Genomic DNA, 17,950 nt, shown 5'->3' on the forward strand with positions numbered 1-17,950 from the left:
TCCGGAAACAACCGGGCCCCGCGCCTCACGGTGGTGGGGTACGGGGCCGGTGCGGGCCGGGATCAGCCGAGGCCGTTGGACCCCAGCCAGTCCTTGGCCACCGCCGACGGGTCCTCCTTGTCGACGGAGACCCGCTTCATCATCTCGGTCAGGCCCGGGGTGTCGAGCTTGGCCGAGACGGCGTTCAGGGTGGCGGTGGCGGTGGCGTCGAGGCCGGCCTTGTTGACCAGCGGGGTGACGTTCTGCGAGCTGAAGAGGTTCTTCGGGTCGGTCAGCGAGACCAGCTTGAACTGGACGATCTTCGGGTCGGTGGTGAAGACGTTGCCGACCTGGATCGAGCCGTCCTTGAGGGCGTTGGCGGTGGTGTCCCCGGTGGGCTTCCACTCCTTGAAGGTGAGCCCGTAGATGTCCTTGAACTGCTGCTCACGGCGGGACTTGAACTCCGGCGGGCCGCCGATGGTGAACTCGCCGGCCTTGCCGGCCAGATCGGCGATGCTCTTCAGCTGGTACTTGTCGGCGGTCTCCTGGGTGACGCTCAGCGAGTCCTTGTCCTCGGCCGGGGCCGAGTCCAGGATTCCCAGCGAGCCGGGCAGCTCCTTCTGCAGCGCGGCGTTGACCTCCGCCGTGCCGGTGGCGGTGTTCTTGGCGTCCAGATAGCCGAGGAGCGCGCCGTTGTACTCGGGCAGTACGGTCAGGCTGCCGTTCTTCAGCTGGCCGTAGAGCACCTCGCGGCTGCCGATGTTGAACTTCTCCTCGACCTTGACGCCCTTGGCCTTGAGCGCCTGCGAGTAGATCGAGGCCAGCAGCACGTTCTCCGGGAAGTTCGCCGAGCCGACCACCACGGTCTTCCCGCCGCCACCTGATGACCCCGATGGATTGGACGAGGTGTCCAGCGGGTTGCCGCTGCCGGAGGAGGAGCAGGCCGCCGCACCGAGCAGCAGGCCAACGGCGGTGACGGTCCTGAGCAGACGGGTGGTCATGGGTTCCCTTTCGTGGTCCCGCGGCCGGGAGCGGTGCGGGAGGAGGTCCGGTGGATTCAAGCGCCGGGGAGCCGGCACCTTCACGAGCTGCGGGCGGCCTCGGCACCGGCCGCCCGCTGGGCGCGCACGCCACGCGGCAGCGCGTACCGGATGAGCCCGGCGAACAGCAGCTGGGTGGCGACGGCGAGCAGCACCACCAGCAGTGCGCCGCCCAGCGTGGCCGGGAAGTCGCGGGTGGCCAGGCCGTCGATGACGTACCGGCCGAGTCCGCCGAGGCCGACGTAGGCGGCGACGGTGGCGGTGGCGATCACCTGGACGGCCGCCGTGCGCAGTCCGGCGAGGATGGTGGTCAGTGCGTTCGGCAGGCAGACCTGCCAGAGGACTTGACGGTGCGTCAGGCCGATGCCGAGGGCGGCGTCCCGTAGTTCGGGGTCGGTGCCCCGGATGCCCTCGACCGTCGCCACCAGCAGCGGGGGCGCGGCCAGCGCGACCAGCGGCAGCAGGATGGCGGTGTCGCCGACCCCGCCGACCAGCACGGCGAGGGTGACCAGACCCAGGGTGGGCAGTGCGCGGGCGACTCCGGAGAACGCGGTCACCGCGACCGCGCCGCGCCCGGTGTAGCCGATCAGCAGACCGAGCGGGATCGCCAGCAGCGCCGAGTACAGCAGGGCCTCGCCGGAGAAGGCGAGGTGCTCCGCGACCCGGTGGGTGATCGCGTCGGGCCCGCTCTGCCGGTCGGGGGCGGTGAAGAAGGTGTGCAGCCAGCCGAGCCAGTTCATCGGGCGCCCCCGGTGCGGACGGCCCAGGGGGCGAGCAGGCGCCGGGCCAGGATCAGCAGCAGATCCGTGACCAGGGCGAGCGCGGCGATCAGCACGATGCCGGCCACGATCGGGGTCGGGAAGGTCCGCTGGAACCCGTCGATGAACAGATAGCCGAGGCCGCCCCGGCCGATCAGCGCGCCGACCGCCGCCAGCGAGATGCTGGACACCGCGGCGACCCGCAGCCCGGCCACCAGGTACGGCACCGCGGCCGGGAGTTCGACGGCCCAGAGCCGGTGCCAGGGGCCGTACCCCATCGCGGTCGCCGCCTGCCGTACGGACTCCGGCACCGAGCGCAGCCCGTCGACGGCGGTGGGCAGCAGCACGGCGAGGGCGTAGAAGGTGAGCGGCACCATCACGGTGGCGCAGGTGGCCAGCCCGGTGTACGGGATCAGCACCACGAAGACCGCGAGTGAGGGCAGCGCGTACACCACGTTGAAGACGGCGGAGAGCGGCTGGTAGAGGCGGGGGAAGCGGGCGCAGGCGAGGCTCAGCGGAATGGCGACCGCCAGGGCGATCGCCACCGGGACCAGCGCGATCACCGCATGGTCGAGGGTGAGGTCGCGCAGATAGGCGAGGTGGTCCCCGATCCAGTACCAGCGGACCAGCGGCTCACCGTCCATCGCCGCTCACCGCCCTCGGGGCGGGCTCGGCGAGTGCCGCGAGGATCGCCTCCCGGTCGGCGGTGCCGATCGCCCTGCCGTCCGCGTCGACCGCGACGACCACACCGGTGGGGGAGAGGACGGCCGCGTCCAGCGCGCTGCGCAGGGTGTCGGTCGCGGGGTGGAAGACCGGGGCGGGGTGCGGGTCCTCGCCCGGCCGGCCGGGGTCGGCCCAGCCGATCGGCCGTCCGGCGTCGTCCAGGCGGAGTTCCCGGCCGTCCCGCCCGGAGCTCTGGTCGAGGGGGCGGACGGCGACCGCGCGGGCAGGGAGGAGCCCGAGACCGCGCAGCCCGCGGTCGCGGCCCAGGAAGGCGGCCACGCCCTCGTCGGCCGGTTCGGTCAACAGGGTGTGCGGGTCGGCGAGTTGGGCGATCCGGCCCCTCTCGCGCAGTACCGCGACCTGGTCGCCGAGCCGGACGGCCTCCTCGATGTCATGGGTGACGAACAGTACTGTCTTGTTCAACTCGCCCTGCAGGCGGATCAGTTCGTCCTGCAGTCCGGTGCGGACCACCGGGTCGACCGCGCTGAACGGCTCGTCCATCAGCAGTACCGGCGGGTCGGCCGCCAGGGCCCGGGCCACCCCCACCCGCTGCTGCTGGCCGCCGGACAGCTGGAAGGGGTAGCGCTTGGCCAGTTCGGGTGCCAGGCCGACGAGTTCGAGCAGCTCGGCGGCGCGGGCGCGGGCCTTCCTGCGGTCCCAGCCCAGCAGATAGGGGACGGTGGCGATGTTGTCGATGACGCGGCGGTGCGGAAAGAGCCCGGCCTGCTGGATCACGTAGCCGATGCCCCGGCGCAGCTTGGCGGCGGGCAGCTGGGCGACGTCGGTGCCGTCCAGCAGCACCCGGCCCGCGGTCGGTTCGACCATGCGGTTGACCATCCGCAGGATCGTGGTCTTGCCGCAGCCGGACGGTCCGACCAGCACGGTGGTGCGCCCGGCAGGTATGTCCAGGTCGAGGCCCTCGACGGCGATCGTGCCGTCGGGGTGGCGCTTGGCGGCGCCGTCGAATCTGATCACGAAAAGGATCCTAGCTTCGGCGCCTCGGCGCCGTTCGGTTCTTCGGACGGATGTCGGGATGCGACGAAGCGCACATGTGACTCGAACTTACATTCGGATCAGGGTGGCCTTCCCGGTCCCGCGAAGGTGCAAACCTTCCGCCGCGTTATGAATTCCCGCTGGTCCGGCCCAGTGGAGCACTCCGGTGCTCGGGGCCCTCGGCGGTCCCGGCCACGGTCGGCAGACCCGCCGCCGCCCACGCGGCGAAGCCGCCGTCCAGATCCGTCGCCCGGTGCAGCCCCAGCTCGCGCAGGCCGGCCGCCGCCAGGCTGGAGGCGTACCCCTCCGAGCAGACCACGATCACGGTCAGCCCGTACCCGGTCGCCTCCGGAATGCGGTGACTGCCCGTCGGATCGAGCCGCCACTCCAGTACGTTGCGCTCGATCACCAGGGCGCCGGGAATGCCGCCCTCGCGCGAGCGCTGCGCCGCCGGCCGGATGTCCACCAGCAGCGCCCCCTCGGCCGCCGCCCGGTGCGCTTCCGCCGGTCCGGGCCGGTGCACCCCGGCCCGCGCGCGCTCGACCAGTTCGTCGACTGTGGTCACCACTGCTCCGGCCCCTCCTGCGCGGTGCGCACCAGGCCGTCGGCGCGCAGCTCGTAACGGGACATCGACGCCAGCGGCGGCGAGTACGCGTGGAGGGTCACCGCCGGTCCGCCGCCCGTGTTCCGGACGTCATGCAGGTACTCGGGGCCGAAGGCCCGGACGGTGCCCGAGGCCAGCCGCCGCACCAGCAGTCCCTGCCCGGGACCGCCCAGCGACAACTCCTCCAGTTCGCCCAGCGCCACCGAGAAGGCGCCGCGCGAACCGCCGTGGTCGTGGAAGCCGGTGGACTGGCCCGGCAGCCAGCTGATCAGCCAGACCTCGTGGTCCCCGGTGAGCTCCAGCCGCTCGTACCAGCGGTCCTCGGCGGCGAGCCGGACCCGGGGCAGCCAGCGGTCGGGCTGCTCGGCGAACTCGCGCACGATCCTGCGCAGGGCGTTCGGCGAGAGCGGGGCGGACGGGGCGGGTGCGGGGTCCGGTCCGGAGCGCGCGGTGGGGCCGGAGGGCGTGGTGGGTGCGGAGGTTGCGGTGGTCGCGGAGGTTGCGGTGGTCGCGGAGGTTGCGGTGGTCGCGGTGGGAGCGGCGGCGATGGCGGGTGCGGAGGCAGGGGCGAGGTCAAGGCTCACGGGGCATCCTCGGGGTAGGCCGAAGGAGGCTGCCGGACACGGGTGCACAGGTGTGGACACGCACGGCAGACGGGACGGGGAGGAGTGGTGGTACGACGACTCAGACCCTGGCGGACGTCACAGGGCGGGGTGAACCGTCAGCGGGCACACATGTCGCTCGCCTGGCGTCGCAGATCGACGTGCAGGCGGCAGACCAGGGTGGTGCCGGTGTCCATGGGTTGATCGTTGCGGAGCCGGGCCCGGCGAGTCAAGCGGGGTCCGGCAGTCGGGCACCCTGCCGACGCTCGGGACCGCCCGGGCAGCCGAGTGCCCGACCGCCCGATCGGTCGAGCCCGTTGCCGGCCCTCGGGCCTGCGGCCGGTGGCCGGGCCTGCGGCTGGCCCTCGGGCTCGCGGCCGGTGGTTGGGGCGGGAAGGGGGCCGGGTAGGGAAGGGGCGGGCCGCAGGCGGAGAGCAGCGCGGCCGTGCCGAGCGTCGGCGCGTCCAACAGGGTGGCAGCGGATCAGGGTCCGGTTACCGCTGGGAACCGATCCGGCCGCCGGACGCGTCCTCGCAGACAGTTCGGCTGCGCCTGAGCGGCGCGGCGAAGGGTTGGAGAGACGTATGGGAATCATCAGCTGGATCATCCTCGGCCTGCTGGCCGGAGCGATCGCGAAAATCCTGCTGCCCGGACGCGACCCGGGCGGCCTCATCGGCACCACCCTGATCGGTATCGCCGGTTCCTTCGTGGGCGGCTGGCTCTCGGCGACCTTCCTGCACAGGTCGGTGGCCAGGCACTTCTACGACCCGGCCACCTGGGGCGCGGCGATCGTGGGCTCGCTGGCGCTCCTGATCGCCTACCGGCTGCTCTTCGGTAACTCCCGTGACTGACCAGGGCGGTGGGCTCGCCATGAGGCGGAGGGCCCACCGCCTTCGGCAACTTCCCTGACCGGCAGGGATGGTGGGCCCGCCATGCGGTGGCGGGCCCACTGTCCTACTCAACTCCCTTGAGTGGCCGAGGCGATGGGATCGCCGGTAGGCGGATCGACCACCCCGCAGGGCGGCCGTGGGATCACGCCACCGGTACCCAGTCGGGCAGTTCTTCCTGGGCGGCCGTCCAGTTCGGCGGCACCTCGGCGCAGCCGGTGCGGGCGGCGACCACGCCGGCCGCGATGGCGCAGGTGGTGTCCATGTCGCCCCAGCCGCCGAGGGTGTCCCAGAGCGCCTCGGGCAGTGAGTCCAACTGGCCTGCCGCGCACCAGAGTGCGAACGGCACGGTGTCCGGCGCGGAGATCTGCGATCCGGATCCGAGGACGCCGGCCGCGTGCCGGATGGACGTACCCGCCGGGAACCGGGCCGCGATCCGCAGGCCCGAGCGCACATCGGAGTCCGGCAGCAACTCGGCTACTCGGCTGAGCAGTTCGACACGGTCGGGTGCCGACCCGCCCCGGCTGCGAGACGCGAACGCCGCGGCGAGCGCGACCGCCACCGCCCCCGCGACCGCCTCGGGGTGGAAGTGCGTGATGAGCGCGGAGAGCCGGGCCTGCTCGGCGACCCGGTCCAGGTCATCGGCGAACCACGCACCCAGCGGCGCGACCCGCATCGCCGCGCCGTTCCCGTGCGAACCCTGGCCGTCGAACATCCCCGAGGTGATGGACCGCCAGTCACCGCCCTCGTTGATCTGGCGCAGCACCTGGTGCATTGACGGGCCGTAACCACGCGCCGGATCGGCCGTGTAGGCCTCGGCGAACGCCAGCGCGAGCTCCGACTGCCTCACCTCGCCGTGCTGGAGCAGGTGCCGGAAGAGGACCAGGGCCATCGCGGTGTCGTCCGTCCAGTGCCAGGGGGCCTCGTGCACGGTACGGGCGGCGAGGCGGGCCTCGGCTTCGCCGTTGTCCACGCTGAACCAGCGGTCGCCGAAGGCGTCGCCGAGGGCCAGGCCCCGCAGACTGTCGAGGGCCGGCAGGGGAGCGGGCACGTCATCCTCCAAGTGAGATCAACCGAGTGGGGGATATCGTGCCCGCTTGGGGCGGCCGGACGCGACCGGATTCCGGGCGGACGCCGATCCTGGGAGGACGCCGAGCCCGGGAGGACCGTGCGCCGGGGAGTCAGCGCGAGCGGAGGCCGGTGAGGAGCAGGTTCCAGAGGGCCTCGAAGTCGGCCTCGCACTTCGGGTCGGCCCACTCGCCCGCGTGCACCGGATCGTGGAAGTGGGCGGTGGCCTGGAAGACGGCACGGGCGGCCGTGGTCACATGGGTCGGGCGGAACTCGCCCTGGTGGATGCCGTCCTGGATGATCGTGGCGATCTGGGCGGTCAGTGTCTCGATGTGCGCGTCGACGGTGGCCGAGAGCTCGTTGACCAGCGTCAGGTAGGTCGCGAACAGCTCGGGGTCGTCGAGCGCCTTCTTGCGCTTGGCGGCGAACAGCGTCGCCAGCCAGCGGTGCAGCCGGTCCACAGCGGGGCCGCGCTCCCCGGTGATCGCGGCCAGGTCGTGGTGCGCCTGGTCGAGCCATCGCTGGGTGACCGCCTCGCGGAGCGCGGCCTTGCTGGGGAAGTGGCGGTAGACGCTGCCGTGGCTGACGCCGAGCGAGCGGGCGATGTCCACCACGGTGGCCTTGGCCGGCCCGAACCGCCGCAGGACGTCCTCCGCCGCGCTCAGGATCTGCTCGGGGGTGAGTGTGCTGTCCGTGGTCACGGCGGGGTACGTCCTTCAGTGCGGTTGCGGGCCGGCGGCCGGGTCGGTGGTGGCTCCTCGTGCTGTGGGCCTGACCGGTGTCAGTGCTCGCTGTCGAGGGTGTCCATCTGTGCGGCAGCGTACCTGTCACCCGCGGCGGCGCCGGCCGGTACCGCCGCCTCGATGGCCGCGAGGTCATCCGGGGTGAGCGCGACGTCCAGCGCGCCGAGGGCCTCGTCCAGGCGGTCCCGGCGGCGGGCGCCGACCAGCGGAACGATGTCCGAGCCGCGCGAGGCGACCCAGGCGATCGCGACCTGGGCGACGGTGGCGCCCTTGGCCTCGGCGATCGCCCGCAGCGCCTCCACCAGCCGGAGGTTGTGGGCGAGGTTCTCGCCCTGGAAGCGCGGGCTGTGGGCGCGGAAGTCGGCCGTGCCCACCTCGCGGTCGCCGGTCCAGTGGCCGCTCAGCAGGCCGCGGGAGAGCACGCCGTACGCGGTGACGCCGATGTTCAGGGCGCGCGCGGTGGGCAGCACCTCGGCCTCCAGGCCGCGGGAGAGCAGCGAGTACTCGATCTGCAGGTCGCTGATGGGGTGGACCGCGGCGGCTCGGCGCAGGGTCTGCGCGCCGACCTCGGAGAGGCCGATGTGGCGGACGTAGCCGGCCTTGACCATCTCGGCGATGGCGCCGATGGTCTCCTCGATCGGGACGTCCGGGTCCAGTCGGGCCGGACGGTAGACGTCGATGTGATCGGTGCCCAGGCGGCGCAGCGTGTACGCCAGGGCGGTCTTGGTGGCGGCGGGGCTGGTGTTGTAGCCCAGCCAGTTGCCGTCCGGGCTGCGCTGGGCGCCGAACTTGACGCTGATCTCGACGTCCTCGCGGTTGCGGCCGCGCAGCGCCTCGCGGATCAGCAGCTCGTTGTGGCCCATGCCGTAGAAGTCGCCGGTGTCCAGCAGGGTGATCCCGGCATCCAGGGCGGCGTGGATGGTGGCGATGCTCTCGGCCTCGTCGGCGGGGCCGTAGAAGTCTGACATGCCCATGGTTCCCAGGCCGAGGGCAGAGGTGGTGAAAGCGCTGGCGCCGAGGGTGGCGCGGGCGGGGGTGGTGCTCACGGTCTGTGCTCCTGGAGTGCGGAGGGATGGGTGTGGGGTGGTCGGTAGGTGGGACTGTCCTTGCGGTATCGACTATGGCATGTCGGATGACAGATTTCAATATCTGTCATCCGACATCCGACATCCGACATCCGACATCTGCCATCTGCCACCCGCCATCCGCCATCCGTTGTCCGGGATCTGCGATCGGTCATCGGTCATCGGGCAGCGGTCGTCGGGCAGCGGCCATCGGCTCTCCGGGATCTGCGGTCGGCCACTGGTCATCGGCTATCGGCTATCGCTCGGCGGTTCTCGTCACCGTGGCTCTCGTCGGCGGCTCACGGCCAGGGCTTGAGGGCCAGCGGTCAGTAGTCCTCGGGTCGAGGGCGGCCATTCGTCGGCTGGCGGTCACCGTTCGTGGTCGTCGGCCATCAAGCAATGACTTTCGGTAGCCAGTTGGTCGCCTCCGCTGCCGTTCGGTCACGCCGGGCTCGAAGCCCCGAAGCGGCATGAGGCGGTGTGCGCCGGTCGTCCCTCCCCGATCGCCGATCTGGTACCAAACGCTGAGTGCTCATCACTCATCGGACGTGGATCGGCCGGGCGTTGCGGCCCCGCTGTGCAGTGATGCCGATGGAGGTCCATGGTGGAAGTGGGCGCGATCCCGCGACCGCGCTCGTGCATCGGCGCAGGCCCGGGCTCCGTGCCGACCGGGAATCGGCCCGGTGGTCCCCCGCCCCCGCCCGGTCGTCGATGCGACGTATTAATCGGGCCACCTCGCAAGGGAACGAACGAATCTTCTAGGCTCACTTCTCGGCTTTCCCCGCGCCCGGTGGCCCGAGTGCACCGATGGATCAGGGGACTGCCGTCCATGGGCCCCGGGTCCAGCGGGGCTGCCGGACCGAGCGAGGAGGACGCAGTGTTGCCCAGCCCGAGGTCGCACCAACTGGCGTTGCCCGACCGAGTCTGCGGTCGTCGGTGCCGGAGTACCGGCGTCGGCCGGGGAGGCGTCCAATGAGTTCGAGCACCGGTTCAAGTCCGAGTCCTGGCTCAGGTGCCGGCGCCGCTCCCGGCGCCGCTCTCGGGCCGGGGCAGCGCACGAGTGCCGGCGGAGGGTCCGGTCCGGGTGCGAAGCCCGGCCCCGGCGCCAGCACCGCTTCCCGGTCGGGCAGTTCCCGTCCGGTCGGCCTGCAGAACGTGAGCGGCTACGTCGCGCACGCCCGTACCGTCGGTGCCCGTAGCGGCCGTGGCGGCGGCGCCGAGGCCGGCGGTGCGCGCGCCGCGGCCCCGCAGTCCGCGAGTTCGAGCGCGATAGCGTCCCGTGCCGCTGTGGCCGCGACCTCGGCGGCGGTGGCCTCGGCGTCGTCCGCTCGCGCCGCAGCCGTGCGGTCGCCGTTGTCCGGGGCCCCAGTTGGGACCGGGGCCCCGAAGGTGACCGGGAAGGCGGCCGGGAAAGAGGCGGGGAAGGCGACCGGAAGGGGGGCGGGGGTCACGGTCGAACCGGGTGGCACCGCCGAGGCCGGTGAGCCGGCAGGCGCGGCCGCGTTGCCCGGGCTGCCGCAGGCGCTGAACGCCCGCGCCCGTACGCTGGCCGGCGCCGTCCGCCAGCGCTGCGTCGGCCTGGTCGGGATGGAGTCGCCGTCCGGGGACGCGCCCCGCCTGGACGCCCTGGCCGAGGAGTTGGCCGACGGATTCCGAGCCACCGGCGCCGAGGTCCACCGCGAGCCGGGACCTGCCGGAGACCATCTGCTGCTCAGCTGGGCCGGCCGGGACGAGAGCCTCCCGCACCTGCTGGTGGTGGGCCACCATGACACGGTCTGGCCGGTCGGGACCCTTCAGGACTGGCCGGTACGGGAGCAGGACGGGCTGCTCAGCGGCCCCGGAGTGCTGGACATGAAGGCCGGTCTGGCGCTGATCGAGGGCGCGTTCGCACTGCTCGCGGACCTCGGCGAGCGGCCGCACCGGCCGGTCCGGCTGGTGGTGGTCTCGGACGAGGAGATCGGCAGCCCGGACGGCCGGAGGCTGGTCGAGCGCCAACTGCCCGGTGCGGCAGCCGTCCTGGGCCTGGAGCCGCCGCACCCGGACGGCCGGCTCAAGACCGCGCGGCGCGGTAGCACCAGGGTGCGGCTGACCGTCACCGGCCGCGAGGCGCACGCGGGCAACCACGCAGCGCAGGGCGTTTCAGCCGTAGACGAACTGGTCGACCAGCTGGTCGCCGTACGCAGCCTGGCCCGGCTTCCCGACACCGAGCTCAACGCCGGTCGGATCACCGGTGGCACCAGGGCGAACGTGGTCGCCGGCCGGGCCGAGGCCGAACTCGGCCTGCGCTTCGCCACGGCGGAGGCCGAGCGGAGCACCCTCGACACCATTGCCCACCTCACCGCCCTGCGCCCCGGTGCTCGGGTCAGGACCGAGGTGCTCTCCAGTCGTCCCGCCTGGCCGGAGCGTTCGGGTAATCCGCTGCTGCGGCACGTGCGGTCGCTGGCCGCGGTCCTCGGCCAGAAGCTGGACGGTGCCCCGGCGGGCGGCGCGGGCGACACCAACCTGGCGGGTGCGCGCGGCCTGCCCACGCTGGACGGTCTGGGAGCGGTCGGGGTCGGCCCGCACGCCCGGGAAGAGCACATCCAGGTTGATCAACTCGCTCCGCGCATCGCCCTCCTGGCGTCTCTGCTCGCCGTTCCGCTGCCCCGGCTGCGCGAGCGGCCGTAGCCGCCACCGCTGTCGGGGCGGCAGGTCTGTTGGGGGTGGCAGGTCTGTCGGGGGTGGCAGGTCGGCTCGGCCGCGGCGGAGCTGGTCGGACACGGTCGGGTGCGCTGGGACGGATCGGCGCGGCTGTGACCGGGGCAGGCTGAGGCCGTCCGTTCGGCCGCGGCGGAGGCGGAGCGCGGTTTCGGAGTGTGGCTCTGCTCGATCGGCGGCGGTGCGCCAGCGTGGTGGTGGGCTGCCGCGCACGCCGTTGATCAGGCGGAGCCGTACTCCCGGTAGGGCGACCAGGGTCGCCGTTCGGTACGGCCCCGCCGCCTGGTACGGCCCCGCCGCCCGGTACGACCCCGCCCCCCGATCGAGGCGGGGCTCAGCCGAGAGCGGCCTGCCAGACCCAGGCGGTCCGCCGGGGGAGCCCGGGGAGGTCGGCGCGGCCGGTGCACCAGAGCAGCATCCGCGCCGGGTCGCCGGAGGGCGCCTGCGGGAACAGGCGGCCGAGTACCGCGTCACAGAGCCGGGCGGGCGGGGACCACGGCACGCCGAGCCCGACGGTGATGTCGTGGGTGTGCAGCAGCGTCTCGGCGATCCCCATCGCGGCGAAGCCGCTCGGGTCGCACGGTCCGTAGTGCCAGGCCCTGGTCTCGGGACCGGCGGTGGCGAGAGCGCTGCCGAGCAGTCCGCCGCAGACCCTGATCACCTGGAGCACCTCGGCCGGGGCGGCGGAAGGCGAGACCGTCAGGTCGAACGGCAGGTAGCGGTCGCCGGGGAGCGCGGCGACCTGGCCCGCGTAGGCCAGCAGGTCGTGGGCGATGTGGGCGGCGGTCTCCAGGCAGGTCCACTCCATCGGCCGCTCCGGTGGACCGGCCGGTGCCCGCCAGTCCCGCGCGGTGAGCGCGCCGAGGGCGTGTAGGGCCTCGGTCACCGCCTCACCGAGATCCCGTTCATCGACGTTGCGCATGATCGGACCCTGGCAGTACCGCGAGCCGTTGACAAGAGGGTCGGCCAGGTCCGGCGGCCGGTCCGGACTGCGCCCGGAACCGTGGACTGCCGCCGACCACGGCGAAGGCGACGGCCGGCGGAAGACGGCGCAGTGCGGCGGAACACGGCGCAGTGCGGCGGAACACGGCGCAGTGCGGCGGAACACGGCGGAACACGGCAGAAAGGTCGAGGGGCCGCAGCCGGTGATCGCGGTCTCTTGTCATTCCTCCTCTCGCCACACAGAATGGTACCGACCGAACGGTCAGTCGGGAGGTGGGTGCAGTGTCGGCACCGCAGATGGTCGATCAGCCCCTGGAGGGGCACTTCGAGACGGTGGTGGCCGCCGAACAGCGGATCGAGCCACGGGACTGGATGCCGGACGCCTACCGGGCGACGCTCGTCCGGCAGATCGCGCAGCACGCGCACTCCGAGATCATCGGGATGCAGCCGGAGGGCAACTGGCTGACCCGGGCCCCCTCGCTGCGCCGCAAGGCGATCCTGCTGGCCAAGGCGCAGGACGAGGCGGGCCACGGGCTCTACCTCTACGCCGCCGCGGAGACCCTGGGCGTCGACCGGGCGGAGCTCACCGAGAAGCTGATCTCCGGCCGGCAGAAGTACTCGTCCATCTTCAACTACCCGACCCTCACCTTCGCCGACGTCGGTGTGATCGGCTGGCTGGTGGACGGCGCGGCGATCTGCAACCAGGTGCCGCTCTGCCGTTGCAGCTACGGGCCGTACGCCCGCGCGATGGTGCGGATCTGCAAGGAGGAGTCCTTCCACCAGCGGCAGGGCTACGAGCTGCTGATGACGCTGATGCGCGGTACCGACGCCCAGCGCCGGATGGTGCAGGACGCGGTGGACCGCTGGTGGTGGCCGTCGCTGATGATGTTCGGCCCGCCGGACGACGACTCGCCGAACACCGCCCGGTCGATGGCCTGGCGGATCAAGCGGCACACCAACGACGAGCTGCGGCAGCGATTTGTCGACATGACCGTTCCGCAGGCGCAGCACCTCGGTGTCACCCTCCCCGACCCGGCCCTGAACTGGAACGAGGAGCGCGGCAGCTGGGACTTCGGCGAGCCCGACTGGTCCGAGCTCAAGCAGGTGATCAAGGGCAACGGCCCGTGTAACACCCAGCGCGTCGAGCGCCGCCGTGCCGCCCACGAGGACGGCGCCTGGGTGCGGGAGGCGGCCGTCGCGTACGCGGCCAAGCGCAGAGCAGAGTCCCAGGCAGCCGCTGCGGCCGGCGTGGCCGGCGAGGGCGGGGACGAGCACAAGGACGAGCACAAGGGGGCAGGACGATGACCGGGACCAAGGCCGACTGGCCGCTTTACGAGGTGTTCGTGCGCCCCAGGCGCGGCCTCAACCACGTGCACGTCGGCTCGCTGCACGCCCCCGACGACCGGATGGCGCTGCTCGCCGCCCGCGACCTCTACACCCGCCGGAACGAGGGCGTCAGCCTCTGGGTGGTCCGCTCGGACGCCATCACCGCCTCCGCCCCGGACGAGCAGGACCCGTTCTTCGCACCGAGCGGCGACAAGGTCTACCGCCACCCGACCTTCTACGACATCCCCGAGGATGTCCCGCACATCTGACGGGGAGCACACCATGACCGACCGAACCAGCACGGCAGCCGACGACGACCACGTCTACCTGACCCTCTCCGACGCGGCCCCCGGTCCGGAGGGCGAGGCCCGCTGGGCGTACGGGACGGGCTTCGCCGACCCGCTGCTCGGGGTGGACACCGCCCTGCCGTCGGGGATCGACGGCGCCGATCTGGGCGCCTACTGCCTGATGCTCGGGGACGACGCCCTGATCCTGGCCCAGCGGCTGACCGAGTGGTGCACCCGGGCGCCGGAGCTGGAGGAGGAGGTCGCGCTCGCCAACCTCGGCCTCGACCTGCTCGGCCAGGCCCGCCAGCTGCTCACCCGGGCCGGCCAGGCGGACGGCACCGGGCGCACCGAGGACGAGTACGCGTACTGGCGCGAGGAGCACGAGTTCCGCAACGTCCGCCTGGTCGAGACCCCGAACGGTGACTTCGCGCACTGCGTCGCCCGCCTGCTGCTCTTCGCCACCGCCCGCCACGAGCTCTACCGGCTGCTCGCCGACCACACCGACCCGGTGCTGGCGGCGATCGCGGCGCGAGGCGTCAAGGAGCTCGCGTACCACCGTGAGTACGCCACCGCCTGGACGCTGCGGCTCGGCGACGGCACCGAGCACTCGGCGCAGCGGATGCAGGCGGCGCTGGAGGCGGTGTGGCCCCTGCTGGATGAGCTGTTCACCCCGCACGCCGTCGAACTCCGGCTCGGCGTGGACCCGGCCCGGCTGCGTGAGCCGGTGCTGCGGGAGCTCGGCGCGGTGATCGCCGAGGCCGGGCTGGACGTACCGCAGACCGCGCCGCTCGCGTACGTCGGCGGACGGGCCGGCCGTGACGGCGTACACACCGAGGCACTCGGTCCGCTGCTCGCCGAACTGCAGGTGGTGGCCCGCGCGCACCCGGGGGCGACCTGGTGATGGCCACGACCTCGCACCCCGAGCCGGCGCGCCCCGGCGCCGCCCGCCCGCACACCGCGCCCGCAGGCCGCGCGCGCCGGTCCCCGGCGCCCACGGGCGGCACGCTCCCGCGCGCCGAGTCCGCCGGGACCGCACCCGCCGGCAGCACGTGCGCGGGTACCCCCTGGGAGATCGCGGCGGCCGTGCCCGACCCGGAGCTGCCGATGCTCACACTGGCCGACCTCGGTGTGCTGGCCGGCGTCGAGGAGGACGGCGGCACCGTCACGGCCTGGCTCACCCCGACCTACTCGGGCTGCCCGGCGGTCGCGGAGATGGCGGCCGACGTGGACGCCAGGCTGCGCGCCGCGGGGTACGCCGAGGTCCGGGTACGGCTGCGCCTCGACCCGCCGTGGTCCACCGACCTGATCACCGAGGCCGGCCGCCGCAAGCTGGCCGAGGCGGGTATCGCCCCGCCGCGGCCGGGAGGCGCCCGCCCGGGTGTGCTGGTCCTCGGGCCGACCCGGCGGGCCGTGCCCTGCCCGCAGTGCGGTTCCACCGACACCGAGGAGCTGTCCCGCTTCGGCTCCACCGCCTGCAAGGCGCTCTGGCGCTGCCGCAGCTGCCGCGAGCCCTTCGACCGGATCAAGGAGATCTGAATGTCCGTCCGCCGACCGGCCTTTCACGAGCTGTCCATCGGGGCGGTGGAGCCGCTCTGCGAGGACGCGGTCGCGGTCACCTTCGAGGTACCGCCGGAGCTGGCCGCCGAGTTCGAGTTCCGCCCGGGCCAGACGCTGACGCTCCGCCGGATCGTGGACGGCGCGGACGAGCGCCGCTCGTACTCGATCTGCTCGCCGGTCGGCGAGCCGCTGCGGATCGCCGTCCGGGAGGTGCCCGGCGGACTGTTCTCGCACTGGCTGGTGCGCGAGGCGGCGGTGGGCGACCGGGTCGAGGTGCTGCCGCCGTCCGGCCTGTTCAGCCCCGAACTGGGCGTCCCCGCACGGCATGTGCTGCTCGCCGCCGGTTCGGGCATCACCCCGATGGTGTCGATCGCGGGCTCGGTGCTGGCCGCCGACGAGGGCTCGGAGGTCACCCTGCTGTACGGGAACCGGCGCAGCGACACGGTGATGTTCGCCGACGAGCTCGCCGATCTCAAGGACCGCCACCTGGGCCGGTTCCAGCTGCTCCATGTGCTCTCCCGGGAGACCCGCGACGCCGAGCTGCTCAGCGGGCGGCTCGATCCGGAGCGGGTCAAGGCCCTGATCGAGGCCCTGGTGGACATCGAGCACACCGATCACTGGTGGCTCTGCGGCCCGTACGGCATGGTCGCGGGGGCCAAGGAGCTGCTGGCCGGACTGGGCGTGCCCGCCGCGCGGGTGCACCAGGAGCTGTTCCACGCGGAGGACGAGCCGGTCGCCGAGCGGAGCGACCAGGACGGCGCGGTGGACGGTGCGTCGAGTGAGGTCACCGTGGTCCTGGACGGCCGCTCGGGCACCCTCGCCCTCCCACGTGACCGTTCGATCCTGGACGGAGCCCAGCGGTCCAGGCCCGACCTGCCGTTCGCCTGCAAGGGCGGAGTCTGCGGCACCTGCCGGGCGCTGGTCACCGAGGGCGAGGTCGCCATGCGCCGCAACTTCGCCCTGGAGGACAAGGAGGTGGCCGCCGGCTACGTCCTGACCTGCCAGGCCCGCCCGGTCTCCGACCGCGTCACCGTCGACTACGACCGCTGAGCGGCTCCGCCCGCGAAGCAGCCGCCCGCACCGCCCGCACCCGGCCCGCGCTCTCCGTCAGGTACGGCTTTCCAACGGCCCTGACGATCATTAGGGTGCGGCCGTGACCGAACGTGAGAGCGGGGACGAACTGTGGGACGAGTTCGTCAGGGAATTCAACAAGAACAACGCGATACGGGAGCCCAGCGCGGCTGAACGGGCGGCCGCGGTTCAGGCACCCGCCGGGCAGCCGGCGGCCGGGCAGGCACGGCGCGGCCGGCGCCTGCTGAAGCCGCTGGCGGTCCTGGGCGGTCTGGCGGTCGCGGCCGGCGCGATGGCCTACCTGGTCTGGTCGGCCCACCCGCTCAAGCAGACGGCGGCGCCCGCGCCCGCGGTCACCGCGGCGTCCGGCTCGGGGGCGCCGTCCCCGTCCTCCCCGGCAGCCCTGGCCACGGCCGCGATACCGCTCACGGTCTTCCCGGACCAGGTCCAGGGCTACACGCGGGTGGCCCGGAACGCGAACCCGAAGTGCACCGGCACGGACACCGTCAGGCCCACCCTGGCGGCACTGATCGAGCAGAGCCACGGCTGCCTCGGGGCGGATCTGGCGTACTACAAGGACGCCGACGGCAATGAGTACAACCTGGTGCTGTTCACCATGAAGGACCCGGTGGACGCGGTGCACCTGACGATGGTGCTCGGTGCCGATCCCGGTGACTACCAGGTGGCGGTCCAGCTTCCCCCGGCGGGCTCGGGGCTGCGGGAGCTGCCGGCCGACAGCGGGCTGGTCCAGCAGTTCGCGGGCACCGGGAACGCGGTGATCGTCGGGCTGGCCCAGTGGTCCGACGGCCGCAGCAGCGACTTCCAGCAGCTGGAGGACCGGCTCACGCCGCTGGTCAAGGCGGTGGCCGAGCGGGTGCACAACTGACCCGGCCGACCGCGGTGCCGACCCGGTGCCGACCCGGAGCCGATCAGCCGGGCCGGGAGCGTTCGGCGCGTACGCGCACCGGGCGTACCGCCGGGAGCGCGTACCGAGCCCCGCACGCCTCGAAGTACCTCGGCACTACCTCGGCCACCGTGACCTCGGCGGCACCAGTCGCGTGGTGAACAGTCGCGGAACACCGGGTGCCGGGAGTCCCTCCGGCACCCGGCACCCGGCACCCGTCACCTGCCACCCGTCACCCGGCCCGGCGCGAGAAGACCGCCCGGGCATGGGGAAGGGGGCGCTCCATCACGGGAGCGCCCCCTTCGGAGTGCGGTCTCAGGAAGCCGGTGCGATCACCACGGCCGTGCCGTAGGCGCAGATCTCGGTGCCCAGGTCGGCCGCTTCCGTGACGTCGAACCGCATGCTCAGCACGGCGTTCCCGCCGCGCGCCCTGGTCTGCTCGATCAGCCGCTCCATCGCCTGGTTGCGGCTGTCCACCAGAGTCTTCGTCAGGCCCTTCAGCTCACCGCCCATCAGGGACTTCAACGAGGCGCCGATCTGGGTCCCGATGTGCCGGCTGCGCACGGTCAGGCCGAAGACCTCGCCGATCACCCGCTCGACCCGGTACCCAGGGACGTCGTTGGTGGTGACCACGAGGACTCCCGAGCCCTGATCCTGCCCGCCGCCGTACTCCGCGATGTTGCTCATAGCATCATTCTGTCCTAC

Annotated in this window: 19 protein-coding genes; 8 read left to right on the forward strand and 11 right to left on the reverse strand. The window is 72.9% G+C overall.

Annotated features, from left to right (window positions below; translation table 11 throughout):
- Positions 1–62: 62 nt before the first annotated feature.
- From ACSMTC_RS29775 to ACSMTC_RS29800, 6 genes are all read right to left on the reverse strand, one after another.
- Positions 63–980 carry an ABC transporter substrate-binding protein gene (locus tag ACSMTC_RS29775; RefSeq protein WP_436562815.1) on the reverse strand — a complete coding sequence of 306 codons (918 nt, stop codon included), beginning with the start codon at positions 978–980 and terminating at the stop codon, positions 63–65.
- Positions 981–1,060: 80 nt separating this feature from the next.
- Complete coding sequence (locus ACSMTC_RS29780) at positions 1,061–1,759, reverse strand: ABC transporter permease (RefSeq protein WP_436562816.1); 699 nt, start codon at positions 1,757–1,759, stop codon at positions 1,061–1,063.
- Positions 1,756–2,421, reverse strand: coding sequence for an ABC transporter permease (locus tag ACSMTC_RS29785; protein WP_436562817.1), 666 nt, complete (start codon positions 2,419–2,421; stop codon positions 1,756–1,758). The genes ACSMTC_RS29780 and ACSMTC_RS29785 overlap by 4 nt, the downstream gene beginning before the upstream one ends.
- Complete coding sequence (locus tag ACSMTC_RS29790; RefSeq protein WP_436562818.1) at positions 2,411–3,475, reverse strand: ABC transporter ATP-binding protein; 1,065 nt, start codon at positions 3,473–3,475, stop codon at positions 2,411–2,413. The genes ACSMTC_RS29785 and ACSMTC_RS29790 overlap by 11 nt, the downstream gene beginning before the upstream one ends.
- A gap of 145 nt (positions 3,476–3,620) precedes the next feature.
- Positions 3,621–4,061 carry a rhodanese-like domain-containing protein gene (locus ACSMTC_RS29795; RefSeq protein ID WP_436562819.1) on the reverse strand — a complete coding sequence of 147 codons (441 nt, stop codon included), beginning with the start codon at positions 4,059–4,061 and terminating at the stop codon, positions 3,621–3,623.
- The gene (locus tag ACSMTC_RS29800) at positions 4,055–4,681 is read right to left on the reverse strand and encodes a cysteine dioxygenase (RefSeq protein ID WP_436562820.1); all 627 of its coding nucleotides are present in this window, start codon (positions 4,679–4,681) and stop codon (positions 4,055–4,057) included. Before ACSMTC_RS29800 ends, ACSMTC_RS29795 begins: the two co-directional genes overlap by 7 nt.
- A 602-nt stretch (positions 4,682–5,283) precedes the next feature.
- Here ACSMTC_RS29800 and ACSMTC_RS29805 point away from each other — a divergent pair.
- Positions 5,284–5,550, forward strand: a complete 267-nt coding sequence (locus tag ACSMTC_RS29805; protein ID WP_436562821.1) for a GlsB/YeaQ/YmgE family stress response membrane protein — start codon at positions 5,284–5,286, stop codon at positions 5,548–5,550.
- 181 nt (positions 5,551–5,731) lie between these two features.
- On the opposite strand, the gene ACSMTC_RS29810 is transcribed toward ACSMTC_RS29805, so the two are convergent.
- From ACSMTC_RS29810 to ACSMTC_RS29820, 3 genes are all read right to left on the reverse strand, one after another.
- On the reverse strand, positions 5,732–6,637 hold the full coding sequence (locus ACSMTC_RS29810; RefSeq protein WP_436562822.1) for an ADP-ribosylglycohydrolase family protein: 906 nt from the start codon (positions 6,635–6,637) through the stop codon (positions 5,732–5,734).
- 130 nt (positions 6,638–6,767) lie between these two features.
- Positions 6,768–7,355 (reverse strand): TetR/AcrR family transcriptional regulator, encoded by a 588-nt coding sequence (locus ACSMTC_RS29815; protein WP_436562823.1) that lies wholly within the window; start codon positions 7,353–7,355, stop codon positions 6,768–6,770.
- A gap of 80 nt (positions 7,356–7,435) precedes the next feature.
- The gene (locus ACSMTC_RS29820) at positions 7,436–8,371 is read right to left on the reverse strand and encodes an aldo/keto reductase (protein WP_436564846.1); all 936 of its coding nucleotides are present in this window, start codon (positions 8,369–8,371) and stop codon (positions 7,436–7,438) included.
- 1,593 nt (positions 8,372–9,964) lie between these two features.
- Here ACSMTC_RS29820 and ACSMTC_RS29825 point away from each other — a divergent pair.
- Positions 9,965–11,128, forward strand: coding sequence for a M20 family metallopeptidase (locus ACSMTC_RS29825; protein WP_436562824.1), 1,164 nt, complete (start codon positions 9,965–9,967; stop codon positions 11,126–11,128).
- A gap of 364 nt (positions 11,129–11,492) precedes the next feature.
- On the opposite strand, the gene ACSMTC_RS29830 is transcribed toward ACSMTC_RS29825, so the two are convergent.
- On the reverse strand, positions 11,493–12,080 hold the full coding sequence (locus ACSMTC_RS29830) for a hypothetical protein (RefSeq protein WP_436562825.1): 588 nt from the start codon (positions 12,078–12,080) through the stop codon (positions 11,493–11,495).
- A 317-nt stretch (positions 12,081–12,397) separates the two neighbouring features.
- Between ACSMTC_RS29830 and paaA the strand changes: the two genes are divergently transcribed.
- The 6 genes from paaA (at position 12,398) to ACSMTC_RS29860 (ending at position 17,227) form a co-directional block, all read left to right on the forward strand.
- Positions 12,398–13,405 (forward strand): 1,2-phenylacetyl-CoA epoxidase subunit PaaA, encoded by a 1,008-nt coding sequence (gene paaA, locus ACSMTC_RS29835; RefSeq protein WP_436562826.1) that lies wholly within the window; start codon positions 12,398–12,400, stop codon positions 13,403–13,405.
- Positions 13,402–13,695, forward strand: coding sequence for a 1,2-phenylacetyl-CoA epoxidase subunit PaaB (paaB, locus tag ACSMTC_RS29840; protein ID WP_436562827.1), 294 nt, complete (start codon positions 13,402–13,404; stop codon positions 13,693–13,695). The genes paaA and paaB overlap by 4 nt, the downstream gene beginning before the upstream one ends.
- A 13-nt stretch (positions 13,696–13,708) precedes the next feature.
- Positions 13,709–14,614 (forward strand): 1,2-phenylacetyl-CoA epoxidase subunit PaaC, encoded by a 906-nt coding sequence (gene paaC / locus ACSMTC_RS29845; protein ID WP_436562828.1) that lies wholly within the window; start codon positions 13,709–13,711, stop codon positions 14,612–14,614.
- Positions 14,614–15,249 carry a 1,2-phenylacetyl-CoA epoxidase subunit PaaD gene (paaD, locus tag ACSMTC_RS29850; protein WP_436562829.1) on the forward strand — a complete coding sequence of 212 codons (636 nt, stop codon included), beginning with the start codon at positions 14,614–14,616 and terminating at the stop codon, positions 15,247–15,249. The genes paaC and paaD overlap by 1 nt, the downstream gene beginning before the upstream one ends.
- Entirely contained in the window at positions 15,250–16,320 is a 1,071-nt protein-coding gene (gene paaE / locus ACSMTC_RS29855) for a 1,2-phenylacetyl-CoA epoxidase subunit PaaE (protein ID WP_436562830.1), read from the forward strand.
- Between the two features lie 103 nt (positions 16,321–16,423).
- On the forward strand, positions 16,424–17,227 hold the full coding sequence (locus tag ACSMTC_RS29860; RefSeq protein WP_436562831.1) for a hypothetical protein: 804 nt from the start codon (positions 16,424–16,426) through the stop codon (positions 17,225–17,227).
- Positions 17,228–17,560: 333 nt separating this feature from the next.
- Here ACSMTC_RS29860 and ACSMTC_RS29865 read toward each other — a convergent pair whose 3' ends face one another.
- The gene (locus ACSMTC_RS29865; RefSeq protein ID WP_436562832.1) at positions 17,561–17,932 is read right to left on the reverse strand and encodes a YbjQ family protein; all 372 of its coding nucleotides are present in this window, start codon (positions 17,930–17,932) and stop codon (positions 17,561–17,563) included.
- Positions 17,933–17,950: the final 18 nt, after the last annotated feature.

The sequence above is a fragment of the Kitasatospora sp. HPM-01-4 genome (assembly GCF_051374625.1).
Classification (GTDB): Bacteria; Actinomycetota; Actinomycetes; order Streptomycetales; family Streptomycetaceae; genus Kitasatospora.